Here is a 13,810-nt window from a genome sequence, read left to right as displayed (position 1 = left end):
GCGCGGGGCAAGCCGCATCCGTCTGGATGTCAGCGCTGTTCGACCAGCGCCGCGATCGATTTCGCGATATGGGAAAGCGTGGCGTCGCGAGACCACATCGCGTGCGGGCGTGAATGATCCGCCAGTTCATTCTCTCGCGCGGCCATGATGCCGCCCAGCGCCGCGCCCATGAATACGAGGCGCTGGTTGAGCGATGCCGGGGAGACGTCGGCCATCAGCCGGCGAATATGCCGCAGGCACCGCTGATAGCCGGAATTCCACCGGTCGCCGAGCGCATCGGTCAGGATGTTGCGGTTCGACATCTGCACGCCGATCAGGAAGCGGTTATAGCATTCGCTGCACGTCGGCGCATCGAGCGAGACGGAGGTGCGGACGAGGCATTCCATTACTTCCAGCACCGTGCGGGGGCCGCCGCCCGCCTCCGCCTGATCGAGCCACGCGTTGCGGCGATCGTCGATCGCGCGCGCGCCATCGACGATCAGTTCGCGGATCAGCCGGTCCTTCGATCCGAAATGATAGGTGAGGGCGGCATGGTTCTTCTGCCCGGCGGCGGTCGCGATCTCGCGAACCGAAACGCCGTCGATCCCGCGTTCCGCGAACAGTTTCAGCGCGACCGCCTTGATCTGCGCGGCCGGCTCCGCGCGACCTGGTGTCACCGGGGTTTTCATCGCTGGCGGCGTGGCATTGACAGCCGACCGAGTCAAATGCTCTTATCCATATGGATAACCATGATGACGTGGGATAACCGGCGGCGCACGCGCCATCCCGGCAATGCCTTCGGGAGGGCTAGAGGATGAATTTCGAGTTTACCGAAAAGGTGGCCGATCTGCTGGCGCGGCTCGATTCCTTCATGGACGAGCATATCTATCCCAACGAGCGTGCCTATTACGATTTCGTCCACGACCAGGCGAACCTGTGGAAGGAATGGCCGGGGATGGAGGCGCTGAAGGCCAAGGCGCGCGAACAGGGCCTGTGGAACCTGTTCCTGCCGCACGAATATGGCGCGTTCTCGCCCGGGTTGTCCAATCTCGAATATGCGCCGCTGGCGGAGGCGATGGGGCGGGTGCCGTGGTCGAGCCAGGTGTTCAACTGTTCCGCGCCTGACACCGGGAACATGGAGGTGCTCGCCAGGTTCGGTTCGGCCGAGCAGCAGGAGCGATGGCTGAAGCCGCTGCTCGCGGGCGAGATTCGCTCGGCGTATGTGATGACCGAGCCGCAGGTCGCCTCCTCCGACGCCACCAATCTGGAGCTGTCGATCATCCCCGACGGCGGCTATTACCTCATAAACGGCCGCAAATGGTGGATCTCGAATGCGATGCACCCGCGGTGCGACATTTTCATCGTGATGGGCAAGACCCATTTCGACGCACCGCGCCACGCACAGCATTCGCAGATCCTCGTTCCGCGTGGCACCCCGGGCGTTGAGGTGGTGCGGCATCTCACCGTATTCGGCTCGCATAATTCACCGGGTGGCGAGGTGGAGCTGCGTTTTGACAACGTCCGCGTACCCAAGGAGAATCTTATCCTCGGCGAGGGTCGCGGGTTCGAGATCGCGCAGGGGCGGCTCGGGCCAGGCCGCATCCATCACTGCATGCGCTCGATCGGGCAGGCGCAGCGCGCGCTGGAATATATGGCGCGCCGCGTCGACAGCCGGGTCGCATTCGGCAAGAAGCTGGCCGATCAAAGCAGCATCCGTCAGGATGTGGCGCGCAGTTTCTGCGAGGTCGAGATGGCTCGATTGCTTACGCTGAAGGCAGCCGATGCGATGGATCGATATGGCAACAGGCGGGCGAAGGATCTGATTGCGGCCATCAAGGTGATTGCGCCGAAAATGGCGCAGACCGTTTCCGATCGCGCGATTCAGGCGCACGGCGGGATGGGAGTCAGTGACGACACGCCGATCGCATATTTCTTCACACTGAATCGTTACGTGCGGCTGACCGATGGGCCGGAAGAGGTGCATATGTCGCAGCTCGGCAAGCAGAAGATCGCCGAATATGTCGCCGCGAACGTGCGGTAAGCGTGCAGGGAGGTACGCGGGATGAAGGCTCTTCGCTATTACGGTGCGCGCGATGTCCGTTACGAGGGAATGGACGATCCCATCCCGCAATCGGATCGTGACGCCATCATCAAGGTGGAAGCGTGCTCAATCTGCGGCAGCGATCTTCATATCTACCATGGCCACGGCTTTTCCGAGGATATCGGCTTCTGCGTCGGTCACGAGGCGGTGGGCGAGGTGGTGGAAACAGGACGCGCGGTGAACCGGCTGAAGATTGGCGACAAGGTCATGATCCCGGCGGCGGCCGGTTGCGGCGCGTGCCGCTATTGCCTTGCAGGCGTGGTCAATCGCTGCGAGTTCGGGCTAGGCGGCTGCTACGGCTTGTCGGCGCGACTGCAGGGTTCTCAGGCGGAGGCGGTGCGGGTGCCCGCTGCCGACATGAACGCGGTGATAATCCCCGATGGCGTGTCTGCGGAACAGGCGCTGATGATGACTGATGCGATGGCGACGGCTTGGTTCGGCGCGCGCAACGCCGATATCGTGCCCGGTAGCAGTGTGGCGGTGATCGGGCTGGGGCCGATCGGGCTGATGACCGTGGACAGTGCCTTCGTCATGGGCGCGCATATCGTCTATGCAATCGATCCCGTGCCTGAGCGGCGCGCGCTCGCGGCGGACGCGGGCGCGATCGCGCTCCATCCGGAAGAGGCGTTGGAGAAAATTCGGGATGCCACCGCAGGTCGCAAGCTCGATTGCGCAGTCGAGGTGGTCGGCAGCGATGCGACGGTCGATCTGGCGCTTCGGCTGGTGCGCCCGCGCGGCACCGTCTCTGTGATCGGGGTACAGCAGTCGCGGCGTTTTCCCTTTCCGCTGGAGCGGGCGTTCGCGGCTGGGCTCACCTTCCGCACGGGAACCTGCTCGGTGCCGGAAGAACTGCCGGTGCTGTTTCCGCTAGTCCAATCTGGCCGTTTGCGACCGGAGAAATATATCACCCACCGCCTCCCGCTAAGTGAAGGCGCGGAGGCCTATGCGCTGTTCGAGCGGCGCGAGGCAGGCGCATTGAAGATGGTGCTTACGCCTGGTTAGAAGTGTCATAGCGATCCGCGCTTGGCTCAGCTACAGTATCGCATGGCCGAACGCTTTGAACGACACCGCCAGCCGTGGCGCCAAGACGAAATTCAGAAGCTCCACACGCTCGCCAAGAAGGGCATGGCGCTGAAGGCGATCGCCAAGGCGATGACACGCAGCGAGGAATCGGTGAAGGAGCGGGCGAAGCTCGATGGCCTTTCGATCGCCAAACTACACTGATCGATCCTGATGCCTAACAGAAGTTATGACGCGATCGTGCTTGGCGCGGGGGCGGCGGGGTTGATGTGTGCGGCGACGGCCGGGCAGCGCGGCCGGCGCGTGCTGCTGATCGACCATGCGGATCGGCCGGGCAAGAAAATCCTTATCTCCGGCGGCGGTCGCTGCAACTTCACCAATCTCGGAACGGCGCCCGATCGCTTCATTTCCGCGAACCCACATTTCGCGCGCTCGGCGCTGGCGCGTTATGGCCCGGCGGATTTTCTGGAGCTGGTCGGGCGGCATCGCATCGCATGGCATGAAAAGACGCTCGGGCAGCTTTTCTGCGATGGCTCCGCGCGGCAGATCGTCGACATGCTGCTAGAGGAATGTGATCGCGGCGCGGTCGACCTCACGCTGGGCGACAAGGTAGCTGGCATCGATCACGCCGATGCGCGTTTTTGCGTCAGCTTGGGGGAGCAGACGGCAAGCGCGCCAGCTCTGGTGATTGCGACGGGTGGTCCATCCATTCCTAAGATGGGCGCAACGGGCTTCGCCTATGACGTGGCGCGCCGATTTCGCCTGAAAGTGGTGGAGCCGCGCCCGGCGCTTGTACCGCTGACGCTGGGTGAGAACGAGCAATTGTTCCGCACGCTTTCCGGGGTGTCCGCCGATATCGTTGCGAAGGCTGGCAGGGCAGCCTTCCGGGAGGCGGCGCTGTTCACGCATCGGGGCCTCTCCGGTCCTGCGATTCTGCAGACGTCTTCCTATTGGCGGCATGGCGACGCGGTGGCGATCGATTTCCTGCCCGATCACGCGGCGGGCTGGCTCAAGCAAGCAAAGCGAACCTCGCCGCGAATGACGCTAGGCAAGACGCTGGCAGGCGTCTTGCCGGACCGGCTTGCGGCCACATTATCGGATCGGATCGGGCTGACCGGCGAGCTGGCCAACATTCCCGACGCCCGGCTGAACGATGCCGAGCAGATGCTCGCCGGATGGCGCTTCACACCCAACGGCACCGAAGGGTTCGCAAAGGCGGAGGTGACCGCTGGCGGCGTCAGCACGGCTGAGCTTTCATCGCAGACCATGGGAGCGCGCAGGATCCCCGGCCTGCATTTCATCGGTGAAGCGGTGGATGTGACGGGCTGGCTTGGCGGTTACAACTTCCAATGGGCGTGGGCGAGCGGCTGGGCGGCGGCACAGGCTTTGTAGCCCATCAACGCGAGCGGCCACGCGCAGAAACTGGCCAGATATCCACCAATGTATTGCCGCTTACCACATGATAGAAATCATATAGGTTGACGGTAGGATCACAATGCGGGGCGCCCAGCGTCACCGTGTCTCCAAGCTTCGGCAGAGCGCCATTGGGGTTTATAAGCGCGCCCTGCTCGTCTCCCATGAAGAAATAGACGGTTCCTTCCGCCACGCCGCCAACGGGAAGCGGCGGTCTCGCGTCGGTAGCCATGGATTTAATTCCGGCATCCAGCGTCACTAGCCCCTTTGTGTTGGCGCTGATGACGCGTGTGTCGATCAGCAGCGATGTCTCAAACGGTATTTCTCCCTCGTCTGGAGTCAGCGCGCAGGCCCGGTACTGATCGTCCATGAAAACATACGACCCGACCTGAAGCTCGGTGAACAGGTCCAGCGTCGCATCGATACGGTGCGTTCCGGTGCCGCCGCCCGAGACGATCGACGGTTTTCCTCCGGACGCGTCTAGCGCGGAGATGACGGTACGGAGATATGCGGCGCGATCGCGCATCGCGGCCTCTCGCTCAGCATAGCTTTCGATATGCTGCTGCGAGCCGCAATAATATTGAATGCCGGCGTAAACGAGTTCGGGTAAGCTCGCGATCGCGCGGTACAGCTCGGTCGCAGCTTCGCGTGTCGCAACCCCGGTCCGGTGAATGCCGGGATCGACGTCGATCAGCACGGTCAGCGGTTTCCCGCTCCGTGCATTGATCGCCGCCGCAATCGACCGCACGACATCTGGGTTGTCGACCGTGCACATCAGCCCGTCCGCTCGTTCGTTCAGCGCAACGAGTCGCGCGATCCCGGGCGCGGAAACCACCGGCGAGGTGATGAGCAACCCGGCGATTCCGAAATCCGCAAGCGCCTCCGCCTCGCCCAGCTTCGCGCAGCATTGCCCCACGGCACCGGCGGCGATCTGGCGCCGTGCGACATCGGCGCTCTTGTGCGTCTTCGCATGCGGGCGAAGCTTCAGCCCGTTGGCAGTTGTGAAAGCGGCCATCCGCGCAATGTTACGATCGAGCGCATCGCGATCGATCAGCAGCACGGGCGTGTTGAGATCGCGGCGCGATCCTTGCCGGCCAACCAGATGGCGATGGAGTTGTTCGTCGTTCATTATCCCAACTTTCTATGACGAACAGTCGGGCGAGATCGGCGTCGCGAGCAATGTGCCGGAGAACCATGCGCCCACGATTGCCGCCTCGCGGATCACCCGTCATCCCTCTGTTTTTGCGCCGTCAACCAACTGCCAAGTCGGCCGACGGCTTCCTCCAACATTTCATCTGGCTTCGCAAAACATAGGCGGATCAGACCGACGGGCGGCGGGCCGCGCATATAGAAGGGTGAGAATGGAATGCTGGCCACCCCCGCTTCGCTCAAGATGCGCCGAGCGAGGACGCCATCGTTACCGGATACACCAGAGGCGGCGAGGTCGACGGTTACAAAGTACGTGCCCTCGCTGGCCAACGTCGTGAATCCTGTCTTGGCCAAAAGATCCACGAGGCGGTCGCGCGAATGCTCCAGTGCAGCCTGCATGGTGGCGAAAAAGCCGTCGTCGAGTCCAAGACCGTGCGCGACGGCGATCTGGAGATTTGGCGGGGTGGTGAAGGTTAGAAATTGGTGCGCGCGACCAATCGCCTGCAGGAGGCTCGGCGCGGCAATGGCGAACCCGACCTTCCAGCCGGTGAGGCCGAAGATCTTGCCCGCTGATCCTATCTTGATCGCGCGCTCCGCCATGCCTGGCAGCGCGATCATCGGGACATGCGCGCTGCCGTCAAAAACGACATGTTCCCAGACCTCGTCGCAGACTGCGATCAGATCGCGTTCCACGCATATAATCGCAAGCGCCGCGAGTTCCTCATGCGAGAATACGCGCGCTGCCGGATTGTTCGGATTGTTTAGGACGATCGCGCGGGTGCGCGGCCCGATCGCGGCGGCAACTTCATCGATCGGAAGCCGCCAGTGCGGCGGCCTCAGCGTTACCGGTCGTGGCACGCCGCCTGCGCGCTGGATCAGTGGCGAATACGCATCGTACATCGGCTCGAACACGATCACCTCGTCGCCCTCGGAAATTACGGCGAGAAAAGCAGCGGCGATCGCTTCCGTCGCGCCCGAGGTGACGAGCACGTTGGCAAAGCCAATGTCGAGCGATTGGAAGCGACGATAGTGCGCGGCCACGGCCTCACGCAGCACAGGCAAGCCGACCGAAGGAGGGTATTGATTAGGCCCGGTCAGCACGGCATCGGCCGCTGCGCCTAACAACTCGGGTGGCCCGATCGTATCAGGAAAGCCCTGTCCGAGATTGATCGCCCCGCTCTCTCTGGCAAGGCCTGACATTTCCTCGAAAATCGTGGTCCTCATCGTGGCAAAGATGGGGTTCACTTGGGAGATCCTCGATGCGAGGGAGGGAGACTGTTGCGGGTCAGGCGTGGCCGAACAACGGCGCGAGTCGCGCCCGGATACGCTCGAGTACCGTTGCGCCTTCAAGGTCGGGGTCGAATATCCGACCGGTGATCGTCTCGAACGCGGTTACGTAGGTTTCCGTAGTACCTAGGATCAGTTCCGGTGGTATTTCGGGAATTGCATCCCTGTATGGATCGCAGCGGGCGGCGACCCATGAGCGGATGAAATCCTTGTCGAAGCTATCGGGTCGCTCTCCCGCCTCGAACCGCGTTTCATAAGTCGATTTCAGCCAATAGCGGCTGCTGTCGGGCGTGTGGATCTCGTCGGCGAGAACGATCTTGCCGTCGGTATCGATGCCGAATTCATACTTGGTATCTGCCAGGATCAGTCCGCGTTGTTCCGCGATCTTCTGCCCGCGCGCAAACAGCGCGAGTGCGACGGCGCTTACCTCTTCCCACTGCGCCGGGGTGAGCAGTTCGCGATCGAGTATCTCCGCAGGGGTGAGTGGCTCGTCATGTCCCCCATCGAACTCCTTGCTCGTTGGGGTGATGACAGGCGCGGTCAGACGCTGGTTATCGCGCATTCCGTCAGGCAAGGTAATGCCGTACATCTCGCGCTGCCCCGCCTTGTAGCGTTTGAGGATCGATGTATCGGTCGTTCCGGCAAGATAGGCGCGAACGACGATCTCCACTGGCAAAATGTCCAGGCGTCGGCAGATCAGAACGTTCGGGTCCGGATATTCCAGAACGTGATTGGTGCAGATATCGGCGGTTGCCTCGAACCAGAAACGCGCCGTCTGGGTAAGAAGTTCGCCCTTTAAAGGCACGGCGCACAGAATGCGATCGAACGCACTCAGCCGGTCCGACGCGATGATAATGCGCCGGCCGTCAAGCAAATCGTAATTGTCGCGTACCTTGCCGCGATAATGGTGCGGCAGCTCCGCAATCGTTGCGTCATTCAGCGTTCGCGAAGAGTAGCGAGAATAGTCGCGATCGGCCATACGCAAGTCCCTAATCGGCGAAAGACGCGCCTGATAGCCCGCGCGGCCGCCGCTGTCAGGAGCACATTCGCTTTTTCCGACAATCCGTGATCAGGCTGAATGCTATTATTCAGGCGTCCCCGGCCCGAGCGTCGAAGCGCCCGGACCGGGGCGATGTTAACTATCGGCAGCGGACCTGACCGCGATCGACCGACCGACCAAGCAGCGCGCCACCTGCGCCGCCCACAAGCGTACCAAGAGTGCTACCCGTCAGCGCATTGCCAAGTAACCCGCCAGCAACCCCGCCAATCACGAGGCCGGTGGTGCCGTCGTTGCGCTTGCAATAATAGCGGCCGTCGCGACCACGATAGATGCGATCGTCGCGGCTGAGCTGCCGTTCGCGATACCGCCCGGCGCGATACGAGCGCGACGCATCCCAATTGTCCCGATCACCGTTCCACCGATAGTCACGGTGCTGCGCCACCGCGGGCGCGGGCATCGCGACCGGCAGGGCGACGGCGGCCATGAGCATGGCGCTGGCTAGTTTCATACGCATCAACAATCTCCTTTTGCCGAGGCGAGAACACTTTCGAGGGGGATTTCGTTCAATCCCCCGCGTACGAGCGCCTATCTGCGCGCGATCCAGATGATATGCCGCGCGCCCTTTCCGCTGGCGCGCGCGCGGATCACCTCCTCCTCGACACCGAAGCCGGCGCGCACCAGCGCGCGCGCGAACGCCGGATCGGGCGCGGCGGACCAGATCGCGAGCAGCCCGCCGGGCCGCAACGCCGCTTTCGCCGCCGCCAGCCCCGCCGCCGAATAGAGACGGTCGTTACCCGCCCGCGTCAGCCCGTCCGGGCCATTGTCCACATCGAGCAATATCGCGTCGAACGTGCCGGGCGAGGCGGCGATCACCGCGCCGACATCGTCGAGCACCACATCGACGCGCGGATCGGCGAGACAGCCGGCGGCAACCTCTGCCATCGGCCCGTTGGCCCAGTCGATCACCGCCGGCACCAGCTCTGCCACCGTCACCCGCGCATCCGGCGCCAGCCGCGCCAGCGCGGCACGCAGCGTGAAGCCCATGCCATAGCCACCGATCAGCAGCCGGGCGTCGCCGCGCACGCGATCGCAGGCGAGCGTCGCCAGCGCCTCTTCCGATCCGCTCATGCGGCTGCTCATCAGCTCCTCGCGCCCCAGCATGATGAACCAGTCGCGTCCGCGCTGCACCAGCCGCATCTCGGCCCCGCCGGGCACGAGGGTCGTGTCGATCGTAATGCGCGGGAGCATCGAGGTTCCTTCTGCGACCAGGGCCGGATCGGCGGCGCGATAGGCGGAACCGTGAATTTCCGCAAACCGGGGCGGGGCGCGGGCCGGCCCGAGCGATATTCGCCTGACGCAATCCGCTTGCCCCCGCGTCCGTGCATTGCCATCGGACGGCGGATGACTGCCAAGATCGACATGGGATTCGATGGATCGGGGCGCCCGGTCGAGCTGGACCTGGAGGAACTGCTCGCCACGCGCCTGCTCGTTCAGGGCAATTCCGGCTCGGGCAAGTCGCATCTCCTGCGCCGCCTGCTCGAAGGGAGCGCCGGGCTGGTGCAGCAGGTCGTCATCGATCCCGAGGGCGATTTCGTCTCGCTGGCGGATTCGTTCAGCCATGTCGCCGTGGATGCCGCGCACTACAGCCTGATCGAGATCGAGCGGCTTGCGGCCCGCGCGCGTGAGCATCGTGCCTCGATCGTGCTCAACCTCGACGGGCTGGAGGTGGACGATCAACTGCGTTGCACGGCGGGCTTTCTGTCCACGCTGTTCGATGCGCCGCGCGAACAATGGTATCCGATCCTCGTGGTGGTCGATGAGGCGCAGCTTTTCGCGCCTGCCGCCGCGGGGGAGGTGGGCGAGGAAGCGCGCCGCGCCTCGCTGGCGGCGATGACGAACCTCATGTGCCGTGGCCGCAAGCGCGGGCTGGCCGGGGTGATCGCCACGCAGCGGCTGGCGAAACTGGCGAAGAATGTCGCGGCGGAGGCATCCAATTTCCTGATGGGGCGGACCTTCCTCGATATCGACATGGCGCGCGCCGCCGATCTGCTGGGGATGGAGCGGCGGCAGGCCGATCAGATCCGCGATCTGACGCGCGGCGAATTTCTCGCGCTCGGCCCGGCGATCTCGCGCCGCCCGATCAGCGTGAGGATCGGCAGCGTCACCACCTCGGCGCGCAACGTCAGCCCCAAGCTGATGCCGCTGCCGGAAGCGGATGTGGACGGCCTGCGCGAACGACTGTTCACCGCCGGCGCCGATGACGCGCCGCCGCCGCTTCCCGCGCCCCCGCCGCCGTCGATCTCGGAACTGATGCAAAGCGCGATGGCCGCGCCGGATCCGGTGGCCGTGCCCGATCTGCCCGAGCTGGACGAAGCGGCGCAGGAAGCCGTGCGCGCGGACGTGATGGCGCAGATGGCGGGGGAGGGGGCGCGGATGCCGCTGCCGCAACTGTATCAGGATTATCAGGTGCGCTGCCGGATGCGCGGCGTGATCGCGAACGAGCCGCTGGACCGTTTCCGCCGGCAGTTCGCGATCGCGCGCGCGGGGCTGGGCCCGGACGAGGACTGGGCCGATGTGCTGGCGCTCGGCGACGCGCTGCCGGAGGAGATGCTCGCGCCGTTCCTCGGGCTGGCGCGCGCGGCGCGCGCGGAGGAGCCATGCCCGGACAACGCGGCGCTCGCCATCCTCTACGACACGGCCTCGCCCAGCAGAGCCAGGCGGATGCTCGATTTCATCGAGGAGAAGGGTCTGATCGTCGTGCGTGTCGATCTGGTCGGCAAAAGATCGATCACCCTGCCGCATTTCGGATGGACCACGCGGCCGGCGATTCCCGAACCGCCACGCGCGCATGTGCCGCGCCGCGTCGCCACGACGCGGCGGCGGGCGTAGTCCGGCCGGGCGCCACTTCGGCACGCTTCCAAGGTCGTACGCCAGGCGCAGCGCCGCTCCCGGCCAGGTGCTCACCGTCTAGGAACCGGGCGTTCGGCCGGCCGGATCTCTTGAACGCCCTGGTCATTGTTCGCGCGGCGAGGCGGGCCGCCGTCGCGAGGGATTTTCCCGTCGCATCACGCTGGACAGCGCTCGCCGCCGGTCGCTATCCGCCCGCGATGCCGATCATCGCCACCATCATGAATTCGACCACCGGGCAGCCGATCCAGCGCTTCACGTTCGGCCGCGTGCCCAAGCCGTGGGTTTCATTCACGCTCGAAACCGGCGAACTGGTGACAGCGGATCGCGTCGATATCGGCAAGCCCGCGCCGGGCAAGGTCGTCGTGCCCGTTTCGGTCTGGGTCACGCCGAAACAATGAGCCGCGACGACGCGCTATATTGAGCGACGGACTGGCGCTGCCGCCGCGCGACCCTATCTACAGGTTCGACTATCCTGGAGGACCGCATGGCAGACGCCGACGACGCCGCTAACAACCAGCCGGCAGGCTATGTGCCACCCCGCGTGTGGACGTGGGACAAGGAAAGCGGCGGTCGGTTCGCCAATATCAACCGGCCGATCTCCGGCGCCACGCACGACAAGGAACTGCCGGTCGGCAAGCATCCGTTGCAGCTCTATTCGCTCGGCACGCCCAACGGGCAGAAGGTCACGATCCTGCTCGAAGAGCTGCTCGCCGCAGGCCATGCCGGCGCCGAATATGATGCGTGGCTGGTCGATATCGGGCAGGGCGATCAGTTCGGCAGCGGCTTTGTCGCGATCAATCCCAATTCGAAGATTCCCGCGCTTGCCGATCATTCCACCGATCCGGTCACGCATCTGTTCGAGAGCGGCTCGATCCTGTTCTATCTGGCGGAGAAGTTCGGGGCGTTCCTGCCGACCGAGCATCACGCACGGGCGCAGACGATGAACTGGCTGATGTGGCAGATGGGCTCGGCACCGTTCGTGGGCGGCGGCTTCGGCCATTTCTACGCCTATGCGCCGCTGAAGATCGAATATGCGATCAACCGCTATGCGATGGAAGCGAAGCGCCAGCTCCATGTGCTCGATACCCATCTCGCGACGCACGAATATCTGGCCGGAGACGTCTACACGATCGCCGATATGGCGGTGTGGCCGTGGTATGGCGGGCTGCTGACGGGAACTTACGACGCGAAGGAATTCCTGTCGGTTGACGAATATCCGCATCTGCGTCGCTGGGCGGAGCTGCTCGGCGCCCGTGAGGCGGTGCAGCGCGGGCGGATCGTCAATCGCACCTTTGGCGAGCGGCAATTGCGCGAGCGCCACGATGCCGCCGATTTTGAAGCTGGCGACGATCGATCCGACGGCGATTGACAGGATCGAGGCGGATCAGTCGCGCCTGGTCGCCAGCCAGATTACATGCGGCGCCTCGTCATCGCCGCCACCGGTCGGCTCCCGGACTTCTTCCACGTCAAATCCGGCGCCGGCCAGCCGTTCGGCAAACTCGTCGTCCCGGAATGCGGACCATATCGCCAGCACGCCACCGGGGCGCAGCGCGCGGTGCGATGCCTTCAGCCCCCAGTTGCAGTAGAGCCGCTCGTTGGCGAGGCTCACAAGCCCCTCCGGGCCATTGTCAACGTCGAGCAGGATCGCGTCGAACTCACCGCGCCGCTCAACGATAAGGTCATGAACGTCGCGGATTTCGATCGTGACACGCGGATCGGCGAGTGAATCCCCGAAGATGTGCGCAAGGTGGCCACGCGCCCAGGCTTCCACCTTGGGCACCAGCTCCGCCACGACGATCGTGGCGGCGGGCGATAGCGCGGCGCGGGCGGCGGCGAGGGTAAAACCCATGCCCAGCCCGCCGATCAGGACACTATTGGCACGCTCGCCAAGCCTGTCGACCACCAGCGTGGCGAGCGCCTTTTCCGAGCGATACGCCCAACTGCCCATCAATTGCTCTTCGCCGAACAGGATCTCATAATCCTGTTCGTGGCGATAGAGATGAAGGTGGCCACCGCCGGGGATGGCGGCTGAATCCAGAAGAGTGCCGAAGGGCCAGCAGTCATCCTCGCCGACGGCCTTGGTCGCAAGACCGGGCGCGCTCAAACGCCGGCCCCTGGATCAGATCGCGGATTGCAGGCGCCGCGCAACAACAGGTCGATAATGCCGGCCACCTCGTACAAACGAATTTTCTGTTCAAGCGCAGGGAGGATCCCCGGCGCCGACCGTTCAGGTCGCGGCGTGATTCAGTTCGGCGCCGTCACCGAGCCCGGCAAGCAGCTTTTCAGCGGCCGTTCGTATGCGGGAATTTTCCGCACGCTCGCTGCGGGCGGCCAACGCCGCCCAGGCATTGGATGCGCGCTGGCAGCGCTCACGCACATTATCAAGCGTTGCAGCATCCGCTGCCGCCTGCTGTTGCGCGGCCTGCTCGCGATAGAAGAACAGGGTGGACATGGCATTCTCCTGAAACGCGAGGAAACTGGCGGGGATCATCGACCCCCGCCCTTCAACCTGCTTCAGGCAGCCTGAAGATTGACCGCCGAGGTCTTTCCGCGACGATCGGTTTCAAGCTCGTACGTGACGCGCTGGTCCTTATCGAGCGTGCGCATCCCGGCGCGCTCGACCGCGGTCACATGCACAAAGGCATCGCCGCTGCCGTCTTCCGGCGCGATGAAGCCATAACCCTTGTCGGCGTTGAAAAATTTTACGGTTCCGGTGATCATATGGAATTCCTTGTCCCAATATGTGACGGGCATGCGCCAAAAGCAGCGCATCCCGGCGTCGTGAGGCTAGAAAGGGACAAAGGGGAGCATGAGTGCCCGATATCCGTCGCAGGCGACGTCAGCCCCAGGAACATAGGGGTTCCCGCGAGGAAAGATAGTGCCGCCCCGGCGAATTATCGGCCGCGCCGGGTAAATAGGGCGTGAATCCGTCAACCGCGGTAGCCGGGCGC

16 protein-coding genes are annotated in these 13,810 nt (G+C 64.2%); 7 read left to right on the top strand and 9 right to left on the bottom strand.

Annotated features, from left to right (window positions below; translation table 11 throughout):
• Positions 1-29: 29 nt before the first annotated feature.
• Positions 30-704: a TetR/AcrR family transcriptional regulator gene (locus tag FFS35_RS03705; RefSeq protein ID WP_212742162.1), complete on the bottom strand. Its 675-nt coding sequence runs from the start codon at positions 702-704 to the stop codon at positions 30-32.
• A gap of 89 nt (positions 705-793) precedes the next feature.
• Here FFS35_RS03705 and FFS35_RS03700 point away from each other — a divergent pair, with 89 nt between their 5' ends.
• Genes FFS35_RS03700 through FFS35_RS03685 form a run of 4 tightly spaced genes read left to right on the top strand, consistent with a single transcriptional unit; the run spans position 794 to position 4,492 of the window.
• Positions 794-2,020: an acyl-CoA dehydrogenase family protein gene (locus FFS35_RS03700; RefSeq protein WP_137785760.1), complete on the top strand. Its 1,227-nt coding sequence runs from the start codon at positions 794-796 to the stop codon at positions 2,018-2,020.
• 21 nt (positions 2,021-2,041) lie between these two features.
• On the top strand, positions 2,042-3,082 hold the full coding sequence (locus tag FFS35_RS03695; RefSeq protein ID WP_137785759.1) for an alcohol dehydrogenase family protein: 1,041 nt from the start codon (positions 2,042-2,044) through the stop codon (positions 3,080-3,082).
• 42 nt (positions 3,083-3,124) lie between these two features.
• Positions 3,125-3,304, top strand: coding sequence for a hypothetical protein (locus FFS35_RS03690; protein ID WP_137785952.1), 180 nt, complete (start codon positions 3,125-3,127; stop codon positions 3,302-3,304).
• A gap of 9 nt (positions 3,305-3,313) precedes the next feature.
• Positions 3,314-4,492, top strand: coding sequence for an NAD(P)/FAD-dependent oxidoreductase (locus tag FFS35_RS03685; protein ID WP_137785758.1), 1,179 nt, complete (start codon positions 3,314-3,316; stop codon positions 4,490-4,492).
• A 4-nt stretch (positions 4,493-4,496) separates the two neighbouring features.
• Here the strand turns inward: FFS35_RS03685 and FFS35_RS03680 are convergent, their stop codons facing one another.
• The 5 genes from FFS35_RS03680 to FFS35_RS03660 all read right to left on the bottom strand — a co-directional run bounded on the left by FFS35_RS03680 (position 4,497) and on the right by FFS35_RS03660 (position 9,197).
• Positions 4,497-5,642, bottom strand: a complete 1,146-nt coding sequence (locus tag FFS35_RS03680; RefSeq protein ID WP_137785757.1) for a DSD1 family PLP-dependent enzyme — start codon at positions 5,640-5,642, stop codon at positions 4,497-4,499.
• Positions 5,643-5,734: 92 nt separating this feature from the next.
• Positions 5,735-6,907: an aminotransferase gene (locus tag FFS35_RS03675; protein WP_137785951.1), complete on the bottom strand. Its 1,173-nt coding sequence runs from the start codon at positions 6,905-6,907 to the stop codon at positions 5,735-5,737.
• Positions 6,908-6,947: 40 nt separating this feature from the next.
• Positions 6,948-7,928 (bottom strand): phosphoribosylaminoimidazolesuccinocarboxamide synthase, encoded by a 981-nt coding sequence (locus FFS35_RS03670; protein WP_137785756.1) that lies wholly within the window; start codon positions 7,926-7,928, stop codon positions 6,948-6,950.
• A 160-nt stretch (positions 7,929-8,088) separates the two neighbouring features.
• On the bottom strand, positions 8,089-8,463 hold the full coding sequence (locus FFS35_RS03665) for a glycine zipper 2TM domain-containing protein (RefSeq protein WP_137785755.1): 375 nt from the start codon (positions 8,461-8,463) through the stop codon (positions 8,089-8,091).
• A gap of 71 nt (positions 8,464-8,534) precedes the next feature.
• Positions 8,535-9,197 carry a spermidine synthase gene (locus FFS35_RS03660; protein ID WP_137785754.1) on the bottom strand — a complete coding sequence of 221 codons (663 nt, stop codon included), beginning with the start codon at positions 9,195-9,197 and terminating at the stop codon, positions 8,535-8,537.
• Positions 9,198-9,350: 153 nt separating this feature from the next.
• Between FFS35_RS03660 and FFS35_RS03655 the strand changes: the two genes are divergently transcribed.
• The 3 genes from FFS35_RS03655 (at position 9,351) to yghU (ending at position 12,228) form a co-directional block, all read left to right on the top strand.
• Positions 9,351-10,838, top strand: a complete 1,488-nt coding sequence (locus FFS35_RS03655) for an ATP-binding protein (protein ID WP_137785753.1) — start codon at positions 9,351-9,353, stop codon at positions 10,836-10,838.
• Between the two features lie 218 nt (positions 10,839-11,056).
• On the top strand, positions 11,057-11,257 hold the full coding sequence (locus tag FFS35_RS03650) for a hypothetical protein (RefSeq protein WP_137785950.1): 201 nt from the start codon (positions 11,057-11,059) through the stop codon (positions 11,255-11,257).
• An 86-nt stretch (positions 11,258-11,343) separates the two neighbouring features.
• Positions 11,344-12,228, top strand: coding sequence for a glutathione-dependent disulfide-bond oxidoreductase (yghU, locus tag FFS35_RS03645; protein WP_137785752.1), 885 nt, complete (start codon positions 11,344-11,346; stop codon positions 12,226-12,228).
• A 15-nt stretch (positions 12,229-12,243) separates the two neighbouring features.
• Here the strand turns inward: yghU and FFS35_RS03640 are convergent, their stop codons facing one another.
• The 3 genes from FFS35_RS03640 to FFS35_RS03630 all read right to left on the bottom strand — a co-directional run bounded on the left by FFS35_RS03640 (position 12,244) and on the right by FFS35_RS03630 (position 13,580).
• Positions 12,244-12,963, bottom strand: coding sequence for a spermidine synthase (locus FFS35_RS03640; protein ID WP_137785751.1), 720 nt, complete (start codon positions 12,961-12,963; stop codon positions 12,244-12,246).
• A 123-nt stretch (positions 12,964-13,086) separates the two neighbouring features.
• Positions 13,087-13,350 carry a hypothetical protein gene (locus FFS35_RS03635; protein ID WP_137785750.1) on the bottom strand — a complete coding sequence of 88 codons (264 nt, stop codon included), beginning with the start codon at positions 13,348-13,350 and terminating at the stop codon, positions 13,087-13,089.
• A 23-nt stretch (positions 13,351-13,373) separates the two neighbouring features.
• Positions 13,374-13,580 (bottom strand): cold-shock protein, encoded by a 207-nt coding sequence (locus tag FFS35_RS03630; protein ID WP_137785749.1) that lies wholly within the window; start codon positions 13,578-13,580, stop codon positions 13,374-13,376.
• Positions 13,581-13,810: the final 230 nt, after the last annotated feature.

Source organism: Sphingomonas sp. 3P27F8, from assembly GCF_005502745.1.
Lineage (GTDB): Bacteria > Pseudomonadota > Alphaproteobacteria > Sphingomonadales > Sphingomonadaceae > Sphingomonas.
The sequence above is the reverse complement of the archived record's forward strand: the minus strand, read 5'-3'. Positions and strand labels throughout refer to the sequence as shown.